This is a genomic window from Nodularia spumigena CCY9414, assembly GCF_000340565.2.
GTDB classification, from domain to species: Bacteria; Cyanobacteriota; Cyanobacteriia; order Cyanobacteriales; family Nostocaceae; genus Nodularia; species Nodularia spumigena.
On record NZ_CP007203.1, the window covers coordinates 4,292,921 to 4,313,955 of the forward strand.

Below are 21,035 nucleotides of genomic sequence, written 5' to 3' on the forward strand. Positions count from 1 at the left end.
ATGCCATTGATATTTCTGTGGCTACAAAACATGGGGTTGTTGTAGTCAACAATCCTGGTTTGTCAACAACTGCTGTGGCAGAACACACGATTTGCATGATTTTAGCTCTGGCAAAAAAGCTGACTTTTCTCAATCAGTGTGTAAAAACAGGAAACTACCTAATTCGTAATCAGGTACAACCAATGCAACTGGAAGGAAAAACATTGGGTATTGTTGGATTGGGAAGGATTGGTAGTGCTGTTGCCAGTAAGTGCAGTGCAGCATTCCAGATGCGAGTTTTAGCATACGATCCTTACGTTCTACCCAGCCAAGCCGAAGCGGTGGGTGGAACCTTGGTGGAAAATTTAGACTACCTTTTGGCGGAATCTGACTTTGTATCTTTGCATCCTGAACTAACGGATGAAACTTATGAAATGTTTGCTCTAGAAGCTTTTAAGAAAATGAAACCCACAGCTTTCTTGATTAATACATCTCGTGGGAAGATAGTTTGTGAACAAGATTTGGTTGTAGCCATAGGTGAAAAATGGATATCAGGAGCAGCAATAGATGTGTTTGAGCCAGAACCCCCATGTCAGGATAATCCTTTATATGACTTTGATAATGTAATTCTGTCACCGCATCTGGCTGGAGTTACACCTGAAGCTGCTATAGCGGCGACACTTTCCGCAGCTAATCAAATCCTGCAAGTGCTTCAGGGTCAAAAGCCGCCTTACATTGTGAATCCAGAAGTTCTGGACAATTTTCCACATCTGCAATGAGAACCACTATATTTATTGAATATGCAAACTGAAGTTGTTCGCGATCGCCCCTTAATAAATAAGCCTACTTTTTCAGATTTTACTCGATTTTGGGATAATGTCCAAGCGATCGCCAGACCTTACTGGTATCCAACCGATCCCGAAGGCAGGCCATTTTCCGAGGTGATATCCTCATGGGGAATGCTGATTCTCCTGATCTTATTAATCATCGGGCTTGTGGGCGTAACTGCTATTAATAGCTTTGTTGATCGCTATTTAATTGATGTGATTATTCAGGATAAAGATGTTTCTAAGTTTTTCAAGATATTATTGCTTTACGGCTTGGGACTGCTCTCGATCACGCTCTTGACAGGATTTACTAAATTTGTCAGAAAAAAAATTGACCTTGATTGGTATCAATTTATCAATAAGCAGATTTTAGAAAAATATTTTAGCAACCGCGCCTACTATAAAATTAATTTTCTATCTGATGTTGACAACCCAGATCAACGTCTATCCCAAGAAATCGAACCAATTACCAAAACTGCTCTCAATTTTGCAGCCACTTTGTTAGAAAAAGTCCTGGAAATGACGACTTTTTTAATAATTCTTTTGTCAATTTCCCGAATAGCCGCAGGTATTTTGCTTACTTATACAATCATAGGCAATTTGATTGCTATTTACTTGAGTAAAGAATTAGATAAAATTACTCAAGATGAACTTAAATTTAAAGCCGACTACACTTATAGTCTAACTCATGTTCGGAATCATGCCGAATCGATAGCTTTTTTTCAGGGAGAAAACCAAGAATTAAATATAATTCAGCGTCGATTTAATAATCTGCTAAAAAGTTCTGCACGCAAGATTGACTGGGAAAGAAATAAAGACATTTTTAACCGAGGATATCGGTCTGTTATCCAGATATTTCCGTTTTTAATATTCGCACCTGCATATATTCGCGGTGAAATTGATTTCGGACAAGTTAACCAAGCCGTTATCGCTTGCAGTATGTTTGCTAATGGTATTGCCACATTAATAGATGAATTTGGAAATTCTGGACGATTTTCCAGTTACGTTGAGCGTTTAGCCGAGTTTTCGGATGCTTTAGAAGCTGTGACGAAAGAACCAGAGAACGTGAGTACCATCAAAACAACCGAAGAAAACCGTCTCGCTTTCGAGGATTTCACCTTACAAACACCGGATTATACCCACGTAATCGTCGAAAACCTATCGCTGTCTGTTCAACCAGGAGAAGGTTTATTAATTGTTGGGCCTAGTGGTAGAGGTAAAAGTTCTTTGTTAAGAGCGATCGCTGGTTTGTGGAATGCCGGATCAGGCCGTCTCGTGCGCCCCCCCCTAGAAGAAGTCTTATTTTTGCCTCAACGTCCTTATATAATTTTGGGAACATTACGCGAACAGTTACTGTATCCTCGAACAAATCGTCAAATGACTGATACAGAACTCGAAGCAGTTTTGCAACAAGTTAATCTCCAAAACGTGGTGACAAAAGTTGATAGCTTTGATACACAAGTTCCTTGGGAAAATATATTATCACTAGGAGAACAACAACGCCTTGCTTTCGCACGATTGTTAGTTACTCGTCCTAGCTTTACTATATTAGATGAAGCAACAAGTGCTTTGGATTTGAAGAATGAAGCAAGTTTATATCAACAGTTACAAGCAACAAAAACAACATATATCAGTATTGGGCATCGGGAAAGCCTGTTTGATTATCATGAATGGGTTTTGGAACTTTCACAAGATTCCACTTGGCAGCTTGTGACTGTGCAGGATTATCGGGATCAAAAAGCAATGGTCACTATTCCCTCCCCAAATAAAAATAGATGATTATGCGTAATCTTTGACTAGTCGGCTCAATTTCTAATATTTATGCTCAAGGATACAGGAAAAAATCATTCCGGTCTATGCTATCAGCGATTCCTAGGTCGCTCTGAGTGCAAGGCACACGGCTAAATGAACGAACCACTCCAGACACAGAGAACACAGAGAAATGAGGAAGAGAGAGGTTTTTTGCTTTAATTTTTGGGATGGTTTGTTATTTGTCAGTTTCTTATCGTGACTCACACTCGCGTTTTGTGACATGGTGGCGATAGCGAAACATGGCTTCTAATTGCGCTTGTATTAGCCAACCACTGACAAATTCAACTGTACCACCACCAGGCATGGAGAAGGAAACAGCATCAGTTAATTTGGTTTTACCATTTTCTGGGGCGAATTCATGGCGATGTACCCAAGTTTCAAAGGGGCCAGATATCTGTTCGTCGATAAACAGGCGATTTTTTTCGCATTCGGTGTGTCGTGCTAACCAAGTTAAAGGTAATGGCCCTAAAAACAAACGAAATTCAGTGGTAGCGCCCACTTCTAGCCCGCCTTCACGACGAATTACTTGCACTGGTTGCCAAGGTGGGTTGAGTAGTTGCAAAATATCTCGTCTTTCGTGGAATTTCCACACTACTTCGGGTGGCGCATTAATGACTGAGGAATGTTGAAAGTTCAGCATGGAAAGAAAAAACGTAAAATTTAGCTTTCGCAGTCAGTGGAAATCTCTATATCTAGGGTATCTTCATCAACCGATACATACAAAATATTCGGGTTACAGCACACTTGACAGTCTTCTACATATGATTGTTGTTACCCTGCACTCAAATCGATAAAAGTTAAGTTTGGTTCGCCGCAATAAGCGCAGTAGTACTCAGCAGTATTTTGCATTTAATGGCTGTAGTTCTGGGGGTGATGATTTGAAATGACTGGTAGCTTCCGCTAAGTGCTTTAGTAGTGTAGACTGTGGTAGCGGCCCTTGCAAGTGATTCCAAGGTAAGATTTGCTCTGTTGACCAGTTGCTGTGAACGTAAAACTCTAAGTCGGGGATTTGTCCTTTGAGTTGTTTGAAAGCCCGTTTGTAGCTACCTAAAGAGTCGCCAAATTCACGGGTTAATTCTAGAAGTTGGGACAGTCGGCGATCGCCTCTCGATATCAAAGCCTGTATAATTGACCAATTATAGCTTTCAGGACGAAATTCTATACCCTGGGGTTTTAGCTGTTTTTGCAGCATCTGTAACCGCTTTTCTGCTTGACGATTTACCCCAAACCATTGAAATGGCGTGTGTGCTTTGGGAACAAATGTACTACATCCAAAGGTTAACCGCAATCCTGGGGCTGCTTTTTTAATATTCCGCATCATTGCCACAGTTTGCTCTAAATCTTCTGGTTCTTCACCGGGGATACCTGCCATACCGTAAAGTTTCAAGGCTTTTAAACCTCCAGCCTTGGCATTAATGGCAGCTTGGATGATTTCATCATTATGCAGCTTTTTGTTGACGATTTGGCGGAGTTTTTCGGAACCACTCTCTACTGCAATTGTAAGCGATCGCGTGTCTCGTTTGGCTAAAGTTTCGGCCAGCTGCACAGTTACCGTATTGGTTCGCACCGAGGCAATACTCAAACGCACATCATCATATTTGGGCTGACTAATATAATCTAACAAAGCTTCAAACTCTGGATGTTGAGTCACAGAAGCCCCCAATAACCCCAAGCGATTTGTCACAGCTAACCCTTTTTCAATAGCGGGAATTAACGACTCTTCCAGGCTAGCTGTTCTAAAAGGTAAAGTCAGATAACTCGCCATACAAAAGCGGCACATTTCGGGACAACTCCGCACCACTTCCACCATATAAATATTTTCCCAGGCGGCTTTTTCCGTCACCACAGTGGATGTAGATAAAGTATTTCCTCGGTAAGTCTGCTTCTGCACCACTGCGGGAATTTCTGGTAAAATTGGTTTAATTGACTTTAACTCACCATCTTTGGCGTGATATTCCACCTCATACAAACTAGGAACATAAATTCCTGGTACTTGCGCTAGTGCTTTGAGTTGAATTTCTCTAGAAGCGTTTCTAACTTCTTTATACGTCTCAATAAAATTAGGCAGCAGATTTTCCCCATCACCGAGTAAAATCACATCAAAAAAGTCTGCAAAAGGTTCGGGGTTAGCAGTGAGAACAGGACCACCGCCAAAAATTATGGGGTGGGAATCATTGCGGGAAGTAGCCCTGATGGGAATATCTAAAGATTCCAGTAAATTTAAAATATTCACATAATCGAGTTCCCAGGAAATGGAAAACCCCACAATTTCCTGTTTTCTGGGTAGTTGTTCCTGAATATCGGTAAATAAGCGACTCACCTGCACATCTTCACGCATGGCTAAAGTTGCCCACACCACCTGATAGCCGAGGCTAGTAATACCCACGGTGTACTCGTTGGGAAAGGCGAAAATTAGCGGGATAGCATCGGTATTGGGGGTTGTGGGGGTAAATAGAAGGCGTTCAGAGGCAAATAGAGATGATGTCACAGGTTTTTATTAGGAGCAAGTTTATCTATATCTAATTTTAAGCCATAGAATTATGAGGTTGAAAAATAAGGTGAAGCTGTTAGCTAGAATAATCGGTAAGGATTTCAGATAAATTCCATATATTAACCATAAGGAAAGACCACTTATAAATGTAATCAGCATCAGGTAAGATACGTCTTTTGCTGATTTGCTTTGCCATGTTTTCAACATTTGGGGTAAGAAGGCGCTAGTTGTTAATGTGGCAGCAAGTAATCCTAAGATTGTGATAAATTCCATATATGTTAGGTTGTAATATATAGGAATTATATCTGAGTTTTGAAATTACTTTTTAAACGAACCGCCAAGTCGCCAAGAGCGCCAAGGGAAAGAGAAATAATAGATAATTGTCAAATGATTTAGGCTGGATATACTAAGATTACATAGTTAAAATTCATCCAATACTAAAATATGACACTTATTAAAGTGCCTTTTGTAAAAAAATCCCATTTGACCAAGAAAATATAAAAGAAAAGAAAACAGGATGACTAATTACTCAACAGGAAACTTTGAAATGTTAGAAGATATTGAAATATTCTTAACCCCCATGTCAGTTTTGACATATCATTTAAGCTCAGAAACTGGGGTCAAGAATTTGCTCAATTGTAAACGGACATTCAGCCGGAAAAGTTTCTCCTGATTTTTGAGTTTCTTTAGCTGCGTCTCTACAAGCACGACGGTAGTATTTTTCTCTCCACACTGGGTCTTGAAGATAACGCTGCAAACTGGGAGTATCTTCTAAGCAGTCTTGAATTTGATTTCGGCAGTTAGAAAGGGTGTTATCCCAGCTTTTGGTTCGGCGTTCCGGCTGATACTTGCATTTGAGTAGGTGCATTAACAGCACCTGTAAATAGCAGCCGAGTTCTTTCTGTTCACTGCGCCCCAAAGCCTCGATTTCCTCTACCAAGTTTTCAACATCTAACTCAGCCCAATGTCCTTTTTTCAACAACTCGGCTTGTTGTTGCGTCCACAGTAGAAAGTCTTGCTCATAACCAGTTTCTTTACTCATCCTCAAATTACGAACTACGAATTACGAATTACGAATTACGAATTACGAACTACGAATTACAATACCTTACACTGCCCATGATTGCGTAATAAATGGTCACACAATACTAATGCTACCATTGCTTCAACCATTGGCACTGCACGGGGTAAGACGCAAGGATCATGTCTTCCTTTGGCTGCTAATACTGTTTCTTCACCTTCTTTAGTAACTGTTTTTTGCTCTTTTCTAATTGTGGCTGTGGGCTTAAATGCAACTCGCAAAACAATATTTTCACCGTTGGAAATTCCCCCTTGGATACCTCCAGAACGGTTGGTGACGGTGCGAATTTCTCCGTTTTCATCAATATAAAATTCGTCGTTATGTTCAATTCCTGTTAATAGTGTCCCAGCAAAACCTGAACCAATTTCAAAGCCTTTACTAGCGGGTAGAGACATCACACCTTTGGCAATATCTGCTTCTAATTTATCAAATACTGGTTCGCCTAAACCTTTGGGTACATTCCGGGCTACGCATTCTACTACACCGCCGATGGAATTACCTTCTCTACCTATTTGTTCTATTAATTCAATCATCCGATCGCAGCATTCGGCATCGGGACAGCGTACAATATTGCTTTCTACTTGTTCTAAGGTGACGGTATTAGGATCAATTACGCCTTCTAAGTCTTTGATGCGCTTGACGTAACCGATGATTTCAATATTAGCAACTTGACGGAGAATTTTTTTAGCGATCGCACCAGCTGCAACTCTACCTATTGTCTCACGGGCTGACGATCTTCCACCACCTTGCCAATTACGAATCCCATATTTTGCATCATAAGTTGCATCAGCATGAGATGGGCGATAGGTTTGCGCCATTTCGTCGTAGTCTTGGGGACGGGTGTCTTTATTCCGCACCATAATGGCTATGGGTGTTCCCAAGGTCTTCCCTCCAAATACTCCAGACAAAATTTCGCAAGTGTCGGCTTCTTTGCGGGGTGTGGTTATTTTACTTTGTCCCGGTCGTCTTCTGTCTAATTCTAGTTGAATTTCTTCGGCTGTAATTTCTAGTTGGGGAGGACAGCCATCAATTATAACTCCCACACCGCCGCCGTGGGACTCGCCGAATGTGGTGATGCGAAATAAATGTCCGAAAGTATTGCCCATGATGTTGAGGAAAAAAAAGTGAAGCTTTTGTATTGTACCGAATGTTATTACTTAAGAAAATGATAAGTTTTTCGGTTTTGGTCTGGTGGTTGTCAGGAATAATGGAGGTTGGAGGACGAACCGCCAAGTCGCCAAGTACGCCAAGGGGAGAGAGATGGTTTTTTGAATTTTAAGTTTGTATTCATTAAGTATTGGGAAGAGGTGATTAACTACAGATTTATTTTGGCTATTTTTCTGTAATTATACGTTTTTTGAGGTTTTTTATCCTAATTCTTGATGAGTAAAAGATTTAGCGTTTTCTCCGGTGTATGTGGCGACAATATGACCGTTACCAGTCATTTGATATTTGTAGGTGATTAATCCTTCTAAACCGACTGGTCCACGGGGCGGCATTTGTTGGGTGCTTATTCCTACTTCTGCACCAAATCCGTAGCGGAAACCATCGGCGAATCGGGTAGAACAATTGTGAAATACTCCGGCTGCATTCACGAGTCCAAAGAAGGTTTCTACGGCTGCTAAGTCTTCTGTAATTATGGCTTCAGTATGACGGGAACCATATTCGTTAATATGTGCGATCGCCTCTTCTATTGAGTCTACAACTTTCAGCGCTAAAATAAGATCACTGTATTCTGTTTCCCAGTCTGTATCTGTGGCTTTGGCAATATTTGGTAATATCTCTAAGGTGCGTTGATCACCTTTTAATTCTACATCAACTTTTTGCAAAGCTTCGGCAATTTTTGGTAAAATGTCTACGGCTATTGATTGGTGAATTAATAAAGTTTCTATGGCATTACAAGCAGCAGCATATTGAATTTTAGCATCAACGGTCACTTTAATAGCTTTGGCAATATCAGCAGCTTTATCTATATATAGATGACAAATTCCTTCGGCGTGTCCTAATACGGGAATGCGCGTATTATCTTGGACAAACTGCACAAAGGAATTGGAACCTCTGGGAATAATTAAGTCTACATATTTATCTAAATTTAAAAGTTCTAAAGTTTCTTCTCTGGTTGTTAATAACTGCACTGCATCTGAATTAACAGCAGTTTGAGATAATCCTTGTTTAATGGCTTTAACTATGGCTTCACAAGAACGAATTGCTTCTTTTCCACCTTTGAGAATTACACCGTTACCTGATTTAATCGCCAGGGAAACAATTTGAATTGCTGCTTCTGGACGGGCTTCAAAAATAATTCCTAACACACCCAAAGGACAAGTTATGCGCTTGAGAACTAAACCTGTATCAAGTTCGCGGTGAATCTGCACTTGACCCACTGCATCTGCTAGTTTAGCCACATCTCGCACTCCAGCGATCGCATCTCTTAATTTATGTTCATCTAACTGCAAACGCTTATACAGTGGTTTGGCAATTCCCTGGGCATCTGCGGCTTGACAATCAGCGATATTTGCCTGTATAATATCGAGCTTTGCTAATTCCAAAGCTTGAGCGATCGCTTCTAAAGCTTGATTTTTCGCTTCAGTGTCCAGAAGTGCCAATTTACTAGCAGAGGCGCGTGTTTGTTGAGCGATCGCAATTAATCCAGAAGCATCCTTAATTATAGTCATATCACAAAACTGAGCTTTTCTTCCATCCTATCAATCTTAGGAATCTGAATTAAATAACATCTTAATCTCCCCTCTCCTTAGTAAGGAGAGGGGCTGGGGGTGAGGTTCTCCTTACTAAGGAGAGGGGCTGGGGGTGAGGTTCTCCATATTATACTGGTTGATTTTCCGTAATTCTGATGAGGCAGGCTGGATCTGTTGAATATTCATGAATCAAATACTACTCCTTTGCCAACGAGATAATTATGTCATTGCAATCTGGATTAGAAGCCTTTCAACAAAAACGTTATCAGGAAGCGGTAGAATTACTCGAAGAATTCAGCCGTAATTGCATCGATCACGATTCGTCTGATTATCTTTCAGCACAGATGTGTTAGACATTGTGCTATATGGTGCGGAAACTATTGGTTTCTTCGCAGGTTTGGCAATTGGTTTCATTTTATTCTCAACTTCCGCCAATCTAGGTTTAATACTGGGTGCGCCACTCATCTGCTTAGGGCTAGGAATACTGATCAAAGCCTTTGTGATGTTTCCCAACTACGACCAAGCACCAGCCACTGATGTTCTCACATTGATGTCAGATCCCTATGCTAGTCCATTACGGGGACAACCCGCAAAACTGGCAGGTTTATTAATTGGTCGTGGTGACGCTGGTTATAAATTTGGTTCCGATCTAAAAATCCAAGACCGTAACGGTTTACTTTATCTGCGTTACGCCTGCCTCTTTTGCTTTGGGGTGAAGCAATTTTAGATTTGAGAATCTGGGCGATTTCCTGGCGAGTAAGGAACACCTAAGCCTTGGGGGGGTCTAGATTTACCAGCTAATCCCAGTAATGCTAATAAAGCGATCGCATAGGGTAACATGGCGAGAAACTGATAGGGAATGTTCACACCCAGGGCTTGAATTCGTAACTGTAAAGCTTCTGTCGCGCCGAATAACAAACAAGCCAGAGTACTGCCTACAGGATGCCATCTGCCAAAAATTAAAGCTGCGATCGCAATAAATCCTTTCCCCGCACTCATATTTTCGGTAAAAAATTGTATTTGTACCAAAGTCAGATAAGCACCTCCTAAACTGGCAAGACAGCCACTGAGGATTACAGCCCAATATCGCACCTTTGAGACTGCAACCCCAGTCGTTGCGGCAGCTTGGGGATATTCACCTACAGCCCGTAACGTCAATCCAAAGCTCGTGTGAAATAAAATATAGTTACTTACAGCAACTAGAATTATCAGTAAATATACGAAAATATCTTGCTGAAAGAATATAGATCCCAGTAGAGGTATATTCGCCAAACCAGGAATGACTAAAGGCTCAATTCCTGGTAATCTTTGAGCGCCATGAAATACTAACCGTGCTAAAAACGATGTTACCCCAGCAGCCACCAGATTAATCGCTAAACCTGAGACTAATTGATTGACGTATAAACTTACGCATAAAAAAGCGTGGAGTAAACCGACTAATCCCCCAGCAATTAAAGCACAGAGAATCCCCAGCCAAGGATTACCCGTGTAAAACGTAGCCATTGCACTGGTAAAAGCACCAGTGAGCAACATTCCTTCTGCTGCAAATGCTAGAGGTACAGCTAAACGCAGACTAGCAATTAAATAGTCAGAAAAGAAATTAAGATTATCCATAGTTTTTATATTGAAACGCAAAGGAACGCTGAGGAAAGCGCAAAGTATCGCTAAGAAATCTCCGCGTACCTCTGCGTTAAACCTTAGCGTCACTCTGCGTTTTTACTTGTCTTTCAATGGCGAGGCTGATAGCAATAAATAATACTGTTAATCCTTGAATAGCATAAATTACGGTTACAGGTACGCCAGCACTACGTTGCATCACATTAGCACCACTACGTAAGGCGGCGAAGAATAAAGAAGTTAACACTACACCACTAATACTACCGCGACTTAAAAAGGCGATCGCAATTGCATCAAATCCATAGCCTGGGGACACCTGTTCAAATAAGCGGAGCTTCAACCCCATGACTTCAGATGCACCCGCTAACCCGGCTAAACCACCTGCTAATGACATGACTAGGATAATCGTATTTTTAACGGAAATGCGGGCATAATGGGCGGCTGTGGGGTTATAACCAACGGCAGAAATTTGGTATCCTAGAGGCGATCGCACTAATAACACCCATAACAGTCCGGCGGCGAGTAGTGCTAATAAAATGCCAGCATGGGCTAAACTTTCGGGTAAAATAATCGGCAACTGTGCAGATTTGGCAATCAATGGAGAATAAGGACTAGGTGCGGCTGGTGCTTTTAAAGGGTTCTGCACTAAGTAGCTAATGAAGTTGACGGCGATGTAATTCAGTAATAGGGTAGTGATGACTTCGTTGACTCCCCGCACAGCTTTGAGATAACCAGGTATCAAACCCCAAATTGCACCAAAACCAAACCCCGCCACAAGTGCTAGGGGAATGTGTATGATAGCTGGTAATCCTGGCACATATAAACCGATTAAAGTGCTACCCAATGCACCGAGGTAAATTTGTCCTTCACCACCGATATTAAATTGACCAGCCCGCAATGCTACTAAGACACCTAAACTGGTAAATAATAACGGTGTCATTTTGGTTAGGGTGTTACCAAAGCCAAAGTAAGTAGTGAGAGATTCTTGAAATAAAGCTGTGTAGGCGGTGATGGGATTTGCACCAGCCATTAATATGAGAATAGCACCGACGATCAGGGCAGAGGCGATCGCAATTAGCGGTGCTAGAATTGGTAGCAGGATTTGAAAGCGTTTATTTCTAATCATGATGAAATGATTGCCACCCCTCAACCTCAAAAAATGAGTATCGACCAATATCTTGCATGGGAACCATTACAAGATTGTCGCTATGAATACGTGAATGGCGAAATTTTCGCTATGACTGGCGGGACAATTCCCCATAATGATATTGCCTTAAATCTCTACAGAGCATTGTATCCCCATCTACGCACTAGAGGTTGTCGCATCAACGTTGCTGATGTCAAAGTGCAAGTTAATACACAAAGTCCGTACTTTTATCCTGACGTGGTGATTAGTTGTGATCCCAGAGATTTAAATGCACGCAAATTTATTCAGTATCCCAAAATAATTGTCGAAGTGCTTTCTCCTGGAACAGAAGCTAAAGATAGAGGAGGTAAGTTTGCTTTTTATCGCACCATGCCCAGTTTGCAAGAATATATCATAATTGAATCTGAGAAAATCGGAGTTGAGTTTTATCGTCGAGGAGAAGGCCGAATGTGGCTGTATTCCCCTTATACAATTGGTGATAATATTACTATAGAAAGTGTTGATTTTAGTTGTGCAATTGATTTGATTTATGAAGGCGTGAGTTGGGAGATATAAAGATAAATTGCAAGAATTACGAACTACGAATTACGAATTAAGAATTATCCTCTGGGTGTTCCTTCAGCCATCAATAAACCAATTTCTTCAAGCGTTGCTGTCTGTGCGTCCAAAATAGCGACAAACTCACCTCTGTAGATTACAGCAATGCGATCGCTCATCGCCATCACTTCTTCTAACTCAGTAGAAATATACAATATTCCAGCACCGCGATCGCGTTCTGCTAACAACCGAGAATGAACTGCACTTGTCGCCCCTACATCTAAACCCCGTGTGGGCTGCATAGCTATAATTAAATCTGGTTCTCCCGCTAGTTCCCTGGCTAAAACTACCTTTTGTTGATTTCCCCCCGATAGTTGACTTACCTGGATATCTTCCCCAGTCGCCCGAATATCAAACTCTTGCATTGCAACTTGGGCATAATTTTTGATTGCTAGTGGTTGTAATAGAAAATTTCTGCAAAATGGTGATTTTTTCCAAGCTTTTAAAATCAAGTTTTGGGCAATGCTAAACTGCAAGACTAAACCCATTTTTTGCCTATCTTCTGGAATGTACCCAATTTTCTCCCAGGTACAAGAATGATTAAATTCAATCTTACCTTTATTTATACCTCTTAACCCGGCGATCGCATCAGCTAATTCTCGCTGTCCATTACCATCTACACCAGCAATTCCCAAAATTTCGCCAGCTTGCAATTGTAATGAAACATTCCGAATAGCAGGAAGATTCCGATGATCAGCAACTGCTAAATTTTGGACTGATAATATCACATTTCCCGGCACAAATGCAGATTTCTTAACTTGTAAAGCGACTTCTCGCCCGACCATCAATTCTGCTAATTGCTGTGGAGTCGCTTGTTGAGTTGTTGTTGTTGCGATTACCTGACCTCGCCGCAATACTGTGACGGTATCGCAGAGATTAATCACTTCTTCTAACTTGTGACTAATAAAAATAATCGTGTTACCAGATGCTGCTAATTGTCGTAAAATATGAATTAGTGATATTACTTCAGTTGGTGTCAGAACTGCTGTTGGTTCATCGAGAATTAATAGTTTAGCTTGACGATATAAAACCTTGAGAATTTCTACTCTTTGTTGTGTTCCCACAGGTAAATCTTCGACTTTGGCTGTCGGGTCAATTTCTAGCCCATAAGCCTGAGATAAAGCGGCAATTTCTTGTTGTTTTTGCCGCAAATTTAAACACCAACTATGTTCTCTACCTAAAATGATATTTTCGGTAACAGTTAACTGAGGTACAAGCATGAAATGTTGATAAATCATGCCTATACCGAGTTTTATCGCCTGATTTTGCGAAGTAATTTTTACGGGTTGGTCTTGGAGATAAATTTGCCCTGCATCAGGTTGATAGACACCACTGAGAATATTCATTAAAGTGGTCTTACCTGCGCCATTTTCGCCTAAAATTCCATGAATTTTCCCAGCATCTACACTCAGACTAATATGGTTATTAGCAACAAATGAGTTAAAGCTTTTAGTAATATTTTCTAAGCGCAAATCCATTGATGTTCAGGCTTTTTTGACACAGCGTGTATCTTTTCCCCCTTCTTGACAACTTGCAAAAGTAATTTTTTGCTCGGCAATTTCTTGTTTGACTTGTAAAGCATTTTGTTGTACATCTTCTGGGACATTTACCCCAAATTCACCTAAAGATAATATATCTGGTCGTTCCAAACCGATACTATATATCTGTCCTTGGAGTTGTTTTTGTTTTGCCATTTCTGCTAAATATGCTATTGCTATATCTAAACGTTTCACTGCACTGGTTAACACTGCTTTTGGGGCAGTATCTAGCTGGTCTTTAGTATTGCCAAAAGCATAAACACCTTGGTCACTGGCTGCTTGTAAAACTGCGGTTCCAGCACTATCTAACCATTGATAAATGACATCAGCACCTGAAGAAATTAACGCCAATGTCGCTTCTTTGGCTTTAGCAACATCATTCCAATCACCTGTAAATGTGGAAACAATTTGAATATTAGGTTTAACTGATTTTGCCCCTAATTCAAATCCTCGTAGTTCTTCTTCTGTGGCGTTAAATTTTTGTCCAGCAATATAAGCTAGTTTATTAGATTTAGTCACAGCAGCGCCAATAATGCCACATAGATAACTACCTTGCAAGTGGTCAATTCGCAAAGAAGCAATATTTTCTGCCTTGGTATTACCATTTACACCCACAAAAAATGTATTGGGAAATTGGGCGGCGACTTGTTCTATAGCTGCGTCAAATTGTCCGCCGTGGGCGAATACCAGATTATAACCCTTGCGGGCAAAGTCTGTTAATACTTCTGTTTGATCTGCTTGGGCGATTTGTTCCACATAGGCAATTTCTGCATTTAGCTTTTGTTTAGCTAGGTTTACGCCTTCGTAACCAGACTGATTCCAAGCTTGATCAGTTATTACTCTTTTGCAAGTTGGGCTTTAGCCTGCTGCCAAAGAGACTCTAACTCATCCAAACTGTAATCAGAAAGCGGGCGATCAACAACCGCCTCCATTTTTTGCAATCTCTGCACAAAGCGCTGATTTGTCCCCTGTAACGCCGCACTAGGGTCAAGATCATGCCAACGCGCCAGTTGCATCACCGCAAACAATAAATCTCCTAATTCCGCTTGTTGACGTTCTGGTGTTTCCTCAGCCAAAGCCTGTTGAAACTCGCCCAACTCCTCATGAAACTTCGCCCAAACCCCATCAATATTTTCCCACTCAAAGCCCACAGCCGCAGCCTTTTCAGAAATTTTCATCGCCGCCATCAGAGGGGGAAGAGTCCGATAATAACGAGCCAATTTTGTACTAAATTCATGCTTTTCTGCAACTTCCCCCTTCTCCTGTGCCTTAATCGCCTCCCAATTTTGCCGTACCTCATCCACACCATCCAGAGAAACATTACCAAAAACATGAGGATGACGACGAATCAACTTTTGAGAAATCCCCCTTACCACCTCCTCCAAGTTAAAATCCCCCGATTCCCCAGCAATTTGGGCTTGCAAAACCACCTGTAAAAGTAAATCTCCCAACTCCTCCTTAATCCCCTCTCGATCCCCCTCCCGAATCGCATCAACCACCTCATAAGCCTCCTCCACCACATAAGGAATCAGACTTTGAGGAGTTTGTGCCAAATCCCAAGGACAACCCCCATCAGGCGATCGCAACTTAGCCACCACCTCAATTAACTCCCGTAAAGCCACCAAACTCTGATCCATAAAAAAAACCTCCGCGTACCTTTGCGCTTACCTTAGCGTACCTCTGCGTTTAACTCTTCCCTTCCTCCTCCCCTTCCTCCCAGCAAACAAACTCCGCACCCCCTGCTTCTGCACCCGCTTATAAGCCGAACCCCCCCAATCGCTGAGAGAATGACTCATAGCACCGAGTTCCAACCCCAAAAACAAAGCCAAATATTCAGTAGTGTAAACCACAAGCGATCGCCCCAAAGCCACACTTAAATCCCGCCAAGTCAAAGTCACAATTCCGAAAACTTCCCCCACCAGCAAAAAAGCGATCGCCACCAGCGCCAGAAAACACCCCAGATAAATCACCCGGATAATTGTCCCAATAATCGGACCATGGGAAAAAACAGAACGATGGCGCAGCTTTTTTTGATAAGGTCGCCAAATACAGCGCAAAAAGCCCCAGCGTTGGAACTGACGCGAGTAAATATCCAAATCCGGTCCGAACATCAAACCGCTAAACATAAACCCACCAGCAACCAACAGAGTTAAATTGCTGCTGCGAGTTTGCCATAAAGTCACACCGGCGATTACAGGCAGAGTATATAAAGTGATGCGATCGTGGGTTCCACCAGAGGGCATAATTGAGTGAATCGCCTGTGGGCAAAGGATTACTGAGTTATTATTGTACGTGAAAAAAAACTTTTCCCAAAGGGCTTGCGCGATTAGAAATACTTTGCTATATTGGATTACTGTAAGAGAGAACGGGTGGTTAGCTCAGTTGGTAGAGCGCCTGCCTTACAAGCAGGATGTCATCAGTTCGAGTCTGGTACTACCCATCTAAAATAAAAAATCCTCAGTTCACGAATTGGGGATTTTTTTGCATAAGTATGAATTAGTTTCACGCAAAGGCGCAAAGGTAAGAAAGAGTTGAAGGGAAATTTTTCAGTTGTGCGATCGCCTAAATTGTAATAATAAAACTTGAGTCACTGCTAAACTTTAGATTTAAGTAGCTTTTTTTTTAGTTAATTAGGCTATAACGTAACTAATTGAGCGAATTTTAACATTAAAATATGGATACGTTTTCTCAGAGGCATGGCTTTAAACCTAAGAGAGATATGCAAGAAACAGATTGAGAAGTAACAATTACAGTCAAACCTGTTCAGAAAGTCATTGATTTGTTAGCAGAAGAAGAAGTTAACAAATTAGAATGGCATGATTTTATTAATATGACTTACGGTTGTTTAGCAGATGATCCCATTATTAGACATCCTCAAGGTGAATATGAAGAACGAGAAACAATAGAATGATTTATTTGTTATATAGGACTACTATTTGATGATTGAACAAACACGTAGGGTGTGTTAGCGCAGCGTAACGCACCATTATTAAGGCTCTGGTGCGTTACGGATTTCATCCTAACGCACCCTGGATTTAACAAAACTTCAAAAGAATACACACGATTTATATTAGATGTAATTGGTAAAATTGTCACCGTATTTGAAGCATGATTATTAGCGTCATTGCTGACAATCAGTACAGGACGGCGTTTATCCATTTCTGAACCGACTGCGGGACTGAGATTTGCAAGGTAAATTTCACCACGTTTCATCTGTCAGCCCATCCCCTACGGTGACATCCCATTCTGGGTTAAATTCCGCCGCAGCTTCGCGATAAGGTTGTTCTAGCTCTTGATATCGCAGTAATTCTATTGCTAACTCAATCACTTGAGAACGAGATTTACACCCTTTAGTAACTTTGTAATTCTCCACAAACTGCACCAAAGAGGCTGGTAAGGAAATAGAAAGTTTTTCAGCTTGCATGGTATTACCAAAAGGTAATTTAATTTTTCCTACTCTATCTTAGCCTAAATAGTAGGGAGCAGTACATTTAACGTAAAACAGCAAAAGCCGGACACTTTTTTGATACGATAGTAGCTCTAACTCGTGACATAACGATTTTCGTATGAGCAAAGGCACCCTGTTTGATAAAGTTTGGAACTTACACACCGTTGGAACACTTCCTTCAGGGCTGACGCAACTATTTATCGGGCTTCACCTGATTCACGAAGTCACCAGTCCCCAAGCCTTTGCCATGTTGCAAGAAAGGGGTCTGAAGATGCTGTTTCCAGAACGAACTATAGCCACAGTCGATCACATCGTCCCGACTGAAAACCAAGCCCGGCCATTTATTGACAGCTTGGCGGAAGATATGATCCAGGCTTTAGAACAAAACTGTCAAGAAAATAATATTACCTTTCATAACATCGGTTCTGGTAATCAAGGGATAGTCCATGTCATCGCCCCAGAACAAGGATTAACTCAACCAGGAATGACCATCGCTTGTGGTGATAGTCACACATCTAGCCACGGCGCATTCGGTGCGATCGCATTTGGGATTGGTACTAGCCAAGTCCGGGACGTTCTCGCCTCTCAAACTCTGGCTTTATCGAAACTGAAAGTCCGCAAAATAGAAGTGAACGGGACTTTAAACCCTGGTGTTTATGCCAAAGATGTCATCCTGCACATCATTCGGACATTAGGTGTAAAAGGTGGCGTAGGTTATGCGTATGAATATGCAGGAACCACCTTTGACCAAATGAACATGGAAGAACGGATGACCGTTTGCAACATGGCTATTGAAGGCGGCGCGAGATGCGGTTATGTCAACCCTGATCAAGTCACTTATGATTACTTAAACGGTAGGGACTTCGCTCCTAAAGGTGCAGAATGGGACAAAGCTGTAACTTGGTGGGAATCCATCAAAAGTGATGCTGATGCTGAATATGATGATGTGGTGGTCTTCGATGCGGCGGATATTTCCCCCACAGTTACTTGGGGAATTACACCCGGTCAAGGTATCGGCGTAAATCAATTTATACCAAAACCAGAAGAGTTGTTAGAAGAAGACCGATTTATTGCGGAAGAAGCTTATCAATATATGGATTTGTTTCCCGGTCAACCGATAAAAGGCACTAAAATTGATGTCTGCTTTATTGGAAGTTGCACCAACGGCAGAATCAGCGACTTGCGAGAAGCAGCAAAAATTGCCCAAGGTCGTAAAGTTGCTGAGGGTGTGAAAGCCTTTGTTGTACCCGGTTCGGAACGGGTGAAGCAAGAAGCCGAAGCCGAAGGACTAGATAAAATCTTTGAAGCAGCTGGCTTTGAATGGCGTGAACCGGGATGTTCTATGTGTTTAGCCATGAACCCCGACAAACTCCAAGGTAGACAAATCAGCGCGTCTTCCTCTAACCGCAACTTTAAAGGTAGACAAGGTTCGTCTTCTGGTCGCACATTATTAATGAGTCCGGCGATGGTTGCAACTGCGGCTATCCAAGGGGAAGTTTCAGATGTGCGCGAGTTGCTATCAAAATAAAATCACAGATATATCTTATTGTGGGGTGGGCAAGATGCCCGCCTCTGTGTAAATTATAACTCATCTGTGTACGAACATGAAGGGCGGGTTGATTAAAATCATCGTTAATGGTTGGTCATATCTGTTAACCCGCCCCTACACCGTTTCTATATCTGTGGTGGAAAATCTCTTCTCAAATTAGATTGTTGTCAAAAATCAATTCAAAATTGAAAATTATGGTTAGTGAAGTTAAAAAAATCTCAGGGCGCGGTATAATCCTTATTGGGGATGATATAGATACAGATAGGATTATTCCCGCCCGTTATTTGAAAGCTATTACCTTTGATGGTTTAGGCGAAGGCGTATTTATCGATGACCGCACAGCATTAAAGGGTGAACATCCCTTTGACCAACCTCAATATCAAGGGGCAAATGTTTTAATCGTTAACCGTAACTTTGGCTGTGGTTCATCACGAGAACACGCACCTCAAGCGATCGCTAAATGGGGAATTCAAGCTTTAATCGGTGAAAGTTTCGCCGAAATCTTTTTTGGTAACTGTGTCGCAATGGGTATACCTTGTTTGACAGCCGATGCAGCTACAGTCAAAAAACTGCAAGAATTAGTAGCAGCCAATGCTCAAGCAGCTGTGACAGTGAACTTGGAAACTTTAGAAGTGCAAATTGGTGATTATACAGCCAAAGTCACCATGAATGAAGGCACTCGCAGCACTTTTATTGCTGGGACATGGGATGCTTGCGGTCAGTTAGTCGCTAATGCTGACCAAGTGCGGGCAACTGCTGCTAAACTTCCTTATGTGGGTTGGGGAAAATTAGCCGCGAGTTAAGTTAGTCGGCGGGTGAAATTCCCACTATGTTAAGTAATCTAAAATTTTTGAATCAAACCCTGTAGAGATGTTATAATTAATCACCTCACAGGGTTTATCGGCGATGGTAAGACAATTTTCCCTTGCTCGTTAATTTTTACCGGACTCACAAGATGATCATTTTTATTTAAATAACGCAGCAGTCCCACAGTGCGAAAATACTGATCAATTTCAGGTATTCCCTGTTTATTCAAATGTACGGGGATAATTCGAGCTGCAACTAAATCACCCTGGGAATTGAGCTTGACTTCTAGTATCATTGAGTATGCAGTCTGAGCCTTTGTGGATAAAGTCCGATATCCGATAAAGTTACCCAAAGAATAAGCTATCAATTTACCCTGGTAAATTTCCATTGCTCTGGGAACGTGAGGCCCATGTCCTAGCACTAAGTCGGCTCCTGCGTCTATGACTGTCCGGGCAAATTTGATAGAATTACCTCGGTTTTCTCCATAGAAAAACTCGGTTTGATTTTTTACGTGCAGTGCTGCGGTTCCTTCGGCTCCAGCGTGCATCGAGACAATTACAATATTAGCATTTTTTTTAGCTTCAGTGACCAGTGCTTGGGCTGCTGCCAGATTATGAATAGAATTATACATATTATAGGGAGCAAATCCGATCATGGCGATCGCCATATTATTTGCTTCTAAATAAAGAATTTGATTTTTATGACCTAATGTTGCAATACCAACGTTTTTCAGATTTTTAACTGTATCCTGAAAACCCACCTGTCCAAAGTCCATTGCATGGTTATTTGCTATATGGAAGACATTAAACCCCACCGCAGAAAATAATTTTGCATAACTAGGTGGAGAGCGAAAAGCAAAAACTTGTCCCCGACTGATATCTTTGGAAGTATGGGGATGGTTGGTGAAGGTGCTTTCAAAGTTCCCCAGCAAAAGATCAGATCCTTGTAACGATTGTCTCACAGACTGTGGTAACAAATTATCTGGAGACTTAGGCAATCTATAATTAGGGAAGTTAGTTCCAGGAATAATATCCCCAACTGCTTTGATGCTAATGGTATCTAAAACAGTTTTTTCTGGCTCTGGTGGTGTAGGTTCTGCTTCAGTCACTGCTGTGGTTGCGTCTGATGCGGGGAATTGTCCAAAGCGAATGAATGCTCCCATAGCAATACCTAGACAAAAACAGCCACTAATAAAACCAAATGAGAGTAATTTTGCTACTCTTTGATTTGCCATTGTCAATCCTCACACAATGGCATTATTTTAGCCGAAATATCAGTATTTTCGGTATATTTTAAGTAAAACTGGGGACAAATTTAATTAAATAAACTTGAACCCAGAAAAATAACACCAGAGATGAAAACGGAGAGGGGGGGATTCGAACCCCCGTTGGGTTTCCCCAAAACGCATTTCGAGTGCGTCACCATCAACCACTCGGACACCTCTCC

General features: G+C 41.5%; 22 protein-coding genes, 2 tRNA genes and 2 pseudogenes. 9 read left to right on the top strand and 17 right to left on the bottom strand.

What is annotated here, in order from left to right; all coding sequences use genetic code 11:
* Positions 1-17 precede the first annotated feature (17 nt).
* Positions 18-758, top strand: coding sequence for an NAD(P)-dependent oxidoreductase (locus tag NSP_RS18605; RefSeq protein ID WP_017804330.1), 741 nt, complete (start codon positions 18-20; stop codon positions 756-758).
* A gap of 21 nt (positions 759-779) precedes the next feature.
* A complete protein-coding gene (locus NSP_RS18610; protein ID WP_006195942.1) occupies positions 780-2,585 on the top strand; it encodes an ABC transporter ATP-binding protein/permease in 1,806 nt (601 codons plus the stop codon).
* Positions 2,586-2,808: 223 nt separating this feature from the next.
* On the opposite strand, the gene NSP_RS18615 is transcribed toward NSP_RS18610, so the two are convergent.
* The 7 genes and pseudogenes from NSP_RS18615 to NSP_RS18640 all read right to left on the bottom strand — a co-directional run bounded on the left by NSP_RS18615 (position 2,809) and on the right by NSP_RS18640 (position 8,865).
* Entirely contained in the window at positions 2,809-3,258 is a 450-nt protein-coding gene (locus tag NSP_RS18615; RefSeq protein ID WP_006195940.1) for an SRPBCC family protein, read from the bottom strand.
* A 20-nt stretch (positions 3,259-3,278) separates the two neighbouring features.
* Positions 3,279-3,467 (bottom strand): annotated as a pseudogene (locus NSP_RS24480) (CPXCG motif-containing cysteine-rich protein).
* Entirely contained in the window at positions 3,451-5,106 is a 1,656-nt protein-coding gene (locus NSP_RS18620) for a B12-binding domain-containing radical SAM protein (protein ID WP_006195939.1), read from the bottom strand. The pseudogene NSP_RS24480 and the gene NSP_RS18620 overlap by 17 nt, the downstream one beginning before the upstream one ends.
* Positions 5,107-5,127: 21 nt before the next feature.
* Positions 5,128-5,382 carry a SemiSWEET transporter gene (locus NSP_RS18625; protein WP_006195938.1) on the bottom strand — a complete coding sequence of 85 codons (255 nt, stop codon included), beginning with the start codon at positions 5,380-5,382 and terminating at the stop codon, positions 5,128-5,130.
* 334 nt (positions 5,383-5,716) lie between these two features.
* Positions 5,717-6,151 (bottom strand): DUF29 domain-containing protein, encoded by a 435-nt coding sequence (locus tag NSP_RS18630; RefSeq protein WP_006195937.1) that lies wholly within the window; start codon positions 6,149-6,151, stop codon positions 5,717-5,719.
* A 56-nt stretch (positions 6,152-6,207) separates the two neighbouring features.
* A complete protein-coding gene (gene aroC / locus NSP_RS18635) occupies positions 6,208-7,296 on the bottom strand; it encodes a chorismate synthase (protein WP_006195936.1) in 1,089 nt (362 codons plus the stop codon).
* Positions 7,297-7,557: 261 nt separating this feature from the next.
* The gene (locus tag NSP_RS18640) at positions 7,558-8,865 is read right to left on the bottom strand and encodes a glutamate-5-semialdehyde dehydrogenase (RefSeq protein WP_006195934.1); all 1,308 of its coding nucleotides are present in this window, start codon (positions 8,863-8,865) and stop codon (positions 7,558-7,560) included.
* A 242-nt stretch (positions 8,866-9,107) separates the two neighbouring features.
* Here NSP_RS18640 and NSP_RS27260 point away from each other — a divergent pair, with 242 nt between their 5' ends.
* On the top strand, positions 9,108-9,239 hold the full coding sequence (locus NSP_RS27260) for a hypothetical protein (protein ID WP_006195933.1): 132 nt from the start codon (positions 9,108-9,110) through the stop codon (positions 9,237-9,239).
* Positions 9,233-9,613: a hypothetical protein gene (locus tag NSP_RS18645; protein WP_006195932.1), complete on the top strand. Its 381-nt coding sequence runs from the start codon at positions 9,233-9,235 to the stop codon at positions 9,611-9,613. The genes NSP_RS27260 and NSP_RS18645 overlap by 7 nt, the downstream gene beginning before the upstream one ends.
* Here NSP_RS18645 and NSP_RS18650 read toward each other — a convergent pair.
* Both NSP_RS18650 and NSP_RS18655 read right to left on the bottom strand, forming a co-directional pair.
* Complete coding sequence (locus tag NSP_RS18650) at positions 9,610-10,500, bottom strand: ABC transporter permease (RefSeq protein ID WP_006195931.1); 891 nt, start codon at positions 10,498-10,500, stop codon at positions 9,610-9,612. The genes NSP_RS18645 and NSP_RS18650 overlap by 4 nt on opposite strands.
* A gap of 76 nt (positions 10,501-10,576) precedes the next feature.
* Positions 10,577-11,629, bottom strand: coding sequence for an ABC transporter permease (locus NSP_RS18655; RefSeq protein WP_006195930.1), 1,053 nt, complete (start codon positions 11,627-11,629; stop codon positions 10,577-10,579).
* Between the two features lie 6 nt (positions 11,630-11,635).
* On the opposite strand from NSP_RS18655, the gene NSP_RS18660 reads away from it, so the two are divergent.
* Entirely contained in the window at positions 11,636-12,205 is a 570-nt protein-coding gene (locus tag NSP_RS18660; protein ID WP_006195929.1) for a Uma2 family endonuclease, read from the top strand.
* 44 nt (positions 12,206-12,249) lie between these two features.
* On the opposite strand, the gene NSP_RS18665 is transcribed toward NSP_RS18660, so the two are convergent.
* The 4 genes and pseudogenes from NSP_RS18665 to NSP_RS18680 form a co-directional block, all read right to left on the bottom strand.
* Entirely contained in the window at positions 12,250-13,725 is a 1,476-nt protein-coding gene (locus NSP_RS18665) for an ABC transporter ATP-binding protein (protein ID WP_006195928.1), read from the bottom strand.
* 6 nt (positions 13,726-13,731) lie between these two features.
* A pseudogene (locus tag NSP_RS18670) lies at positions 13,732-14,625 on the bottom strand (BMP family protein); the annotation flags it as partial.
* Entirely contained in the window at positions 14,622-15,422 is an 801-nt protein-coding gene (gene mazG / locus NSP_RS18675) for a nucleoside triphosphate pyrophosphohydrolase (RefSeq protein WP_006195926.1), read from the bottom strand. The pseudogene NSP_RS18670 and the gene mazG, both read right to left, overlap by 4 nt.
* A gap of 27 nt (positions 15,423-15,449) precedes the next feature.
* Entirely contained in the window at positions 15,450-16,028 is a 579-nt protein-coding gene (locus tag NSP_RS18680) for a metal-binding protein (RefSeq protein WP_017804333.1), read from the bottom strand.
* 124 nt (positions 16,029-16,152) lie between these two features.
* Here NSP_RS18680 and NSP_RS18685 point away from each other — a divergent pair.
* Both NSP_RS18685 and NSP_RS27265 read left to right on the top strand, forming a co-directional pair.
* Positions 16,153-16,225 (top strand) — tRNA-Val (locus NSP_RS18685).
* A gap of 339 nt (positions 16,226-16,564) precedes the next feature.
* Positions 16,565-16,696: a hypothetical protein gene (locus tag NSP_RS27265; RefSeq protein WP_017804334.1), complete on the top strand. Its 132-nt coding sequence runs from the start codon at positions 16,565-16,567 to the stop codon at positions 16,694-16,696.
* A gap of 8 nt (positions 16,697-16,704) precedes the next feature.
* Here NSP_RS27265 and NSP_RS24880 read toward each other — a convergent pair whose 3' ends face one another.
* Complete coding sequence (locus NSP_RS24880; RefSeq protein WP_082209975.1) at positions 16,705-16,998, bottom strand: type II toxin-antitoxin system PemK/MazF family toxin; 294 nt, start codon at positions 16,996-16,998, stop codon at positions 16,705-16,707.
* Positions 16,985-17,209: a hypothetical protein gene (locus tag NSP_RS18695; protein ID WP_006198155.1), complete on the bottom strand. Its 225-nt coding sequence runs from the start codon at positions 17,207-17,209 to the stop codon at positions 16,985-16,987. The genes NSP_RS24880 and NSP_RS18695 overlap by 14 nt, the downstream gene beginning before the upstream one ends.
* Positions 17,210-17,351: 142 nt before the next feature.
* On the opposite strand from NSP_RS18695, the gene leuC reads away from it, so the two are divergent.
* A complete protein-coding gene (leuC, locus tag NSP_RS18700; RefSeq protein ID WP_006198154.1) occupies positions 17,352-18,761 on the top strand; it encodes a 3-isopropylmalate dehydratase large subunit in 1,410 nt (469 codons plus the stop codon).
* A 215-nt stretch (positions 18,762-18,976) separates the two neighbouring features.
* A complete protein-coding gene (leuD, locus tag NSP_RS18705; protein WP_006198153.1) occupies positions 18,977-19,585 on the top strand; it encodes a 3-isopropylmalate dehydratase small subunit in 609 nt (202 codons plus the stop codon).
* A gap of 80 nt (positions 19,586-19,665) precedes the next feature.
* On the opposite strand, the gene NSP_RS18710 is transcribed toward leuD, so the two are convergent.
* Both NSP_RS18710 and NSP_RS18715 read right to left on the bottom strand, forming a co-directional pair.
* The gene (locus NSP_RS18710; RefSeq protein ID WP_006198152.1) at positions 19,666-20,823 is read right to left on the bottom strand and encodes a CapA family protein; all 1,158 of its coding nucleotides are present in this window, start codon (positions 20,821-20,823) and stop codon (positions 19,666-19,668) included.
* 127 nt (positions 20,824-20,950) lie between these two features.
* A tRNA-Ser gene (locus tag NSP_RS18715) sits at positions 20,951-21,035 on the bottom strand.

What these genes read in the sequence shown, in the direction of transcription:
- NSP_RS18610 (WP_006195942.1), top strand. Translation starts at nt 780, where the DNA reads ATGCAAACTGAAGTTGTTCGCGATCGCCCCTTAATAAATAAGCCTACT.
- NSP_RS18615 (WP_006195940.1), bottom strand. Translation starts at nt 3,258, where the DNA reads ATGCTGAACTTTCAACATTCCTCAGTCATTAATGCGCCACCCGAAGTA.
- NSP_RS18625 (WP_006195938.1), bottom strand. Translation starts at nt 5,382, where the DNA reads ATGGAATTTATCACAATCTTAGGATTACTTGCTGCCACATTAACAACT.
- NSP_RS18630 (WP_006195937.1), bottom strand. Translation starts at nt 6,151, where the DNA reads ATGAGTAAAGAAACTGGTTATGAGCAAGACTTTCTACTGTGGACGCAA.
- aroC (WP_006195936.1), bottom strand. Translation starts at nt 7,296, where the DNA reads ATGGGCAATACTTTCGGACATTTATTTCGCATCACCACATTCGGCGAG.
- NSP_RS18640 (WP_006195934.1), bottom strand. Translation starts at nt 8,865, where the DNA reads ATGACTATAATTAAGGATGCTTCTGGATTAATTGCGATCGCTCAACAA.
- NSP_RS27260 (WP_006195933.1), top strand. Translation starts at nt 9,108, where the DNA reads ATGTCATTGCAATCTGGATTAGAAGCCTTTCAACAAAAACGTTATCAG.
- NSP_RS18650 (WP_006195931.1), bottom strand. Translation starts at nt 10,500, where the DNA reads ATGGATAATCTTAATTTCTTTTCTGACTATTTAATTGCTAGTCTGCGT.
- NSP_RS18655 (WP_006195930.1), bottom strand. Translation starts at nt 11,629, where the DNA reads ATGATTAGAAATAAACGCTTTCAAATCCTGCTACCAATTCTAGCACCG.
- NSP_RS18660 (WP_006195929.1), top strand. Translation starts at nt 11,636, where the DNA reads ATGATTGCCACCCCTCAACCTCAAAAAATGAGTATCGACCAATATCTT.
- NSP_RS18665 (WP_006195928.1), bottom strand. Translation starts at nt 13,725, where the DNA reads ATGGATTTGCGCTTAGAAAATATTACTAAAAGCTTTAACTCATTTGTT.
- mazG (WP_006195926.1), bottom strand. Translation starts at nt 15,422, where the DNA reads ATGGATCAGAGTTTGGTGGCTTTACGGGAGTTAATTGAGGTGGTGGCT.
- NSP_RS18680 (WP_017804333.1), bottom strand. Translation starts at nt 16,028, where the DNA reads ATGCCCTCTGGTGGAACCCACGATCGCATCACTTTATATACTCTGCCT.
- NSP_RS24880 (WP_082209975.1), bottom strand. Translation starts at nt 16,998, where the DNA reads ATGAAACGTGGTGAAATTTACCTTGCAAATCTCAGTCCCGCAGTCGGT.
- NSP_RS18695 (WP_006198155.1), bottom strand. Translation starts at nt 17,209, where the DNA reads ATGCAAGCTGAAAAACTTTCTATTTCCTTACCAGCCTCTTTGGTGCAG.
- leuC (WP_006198154.1), top strand. Translation starts at nt 17,352, where the DNA reads ATGAGCAAAGGCACCCTGTTTGATAAAGTTTGGAACTTACACACCGTT.
- leuD (WP_006198153.1), top strand. Translation starts at nt 18,977, where the DNA reads ATGGTTAGTGAAGTTAAAAAAATCTCAGGGCGCGGTATAATCCTTATT.
- NSP_RS18710 (WP_006198152.1), bottom strand. Translation starts at nt 20,823, where the DNA reads ATGGCAAATCAAAGAGTAGCAAAATTACTCTCATTTGGTTTTATTAGT.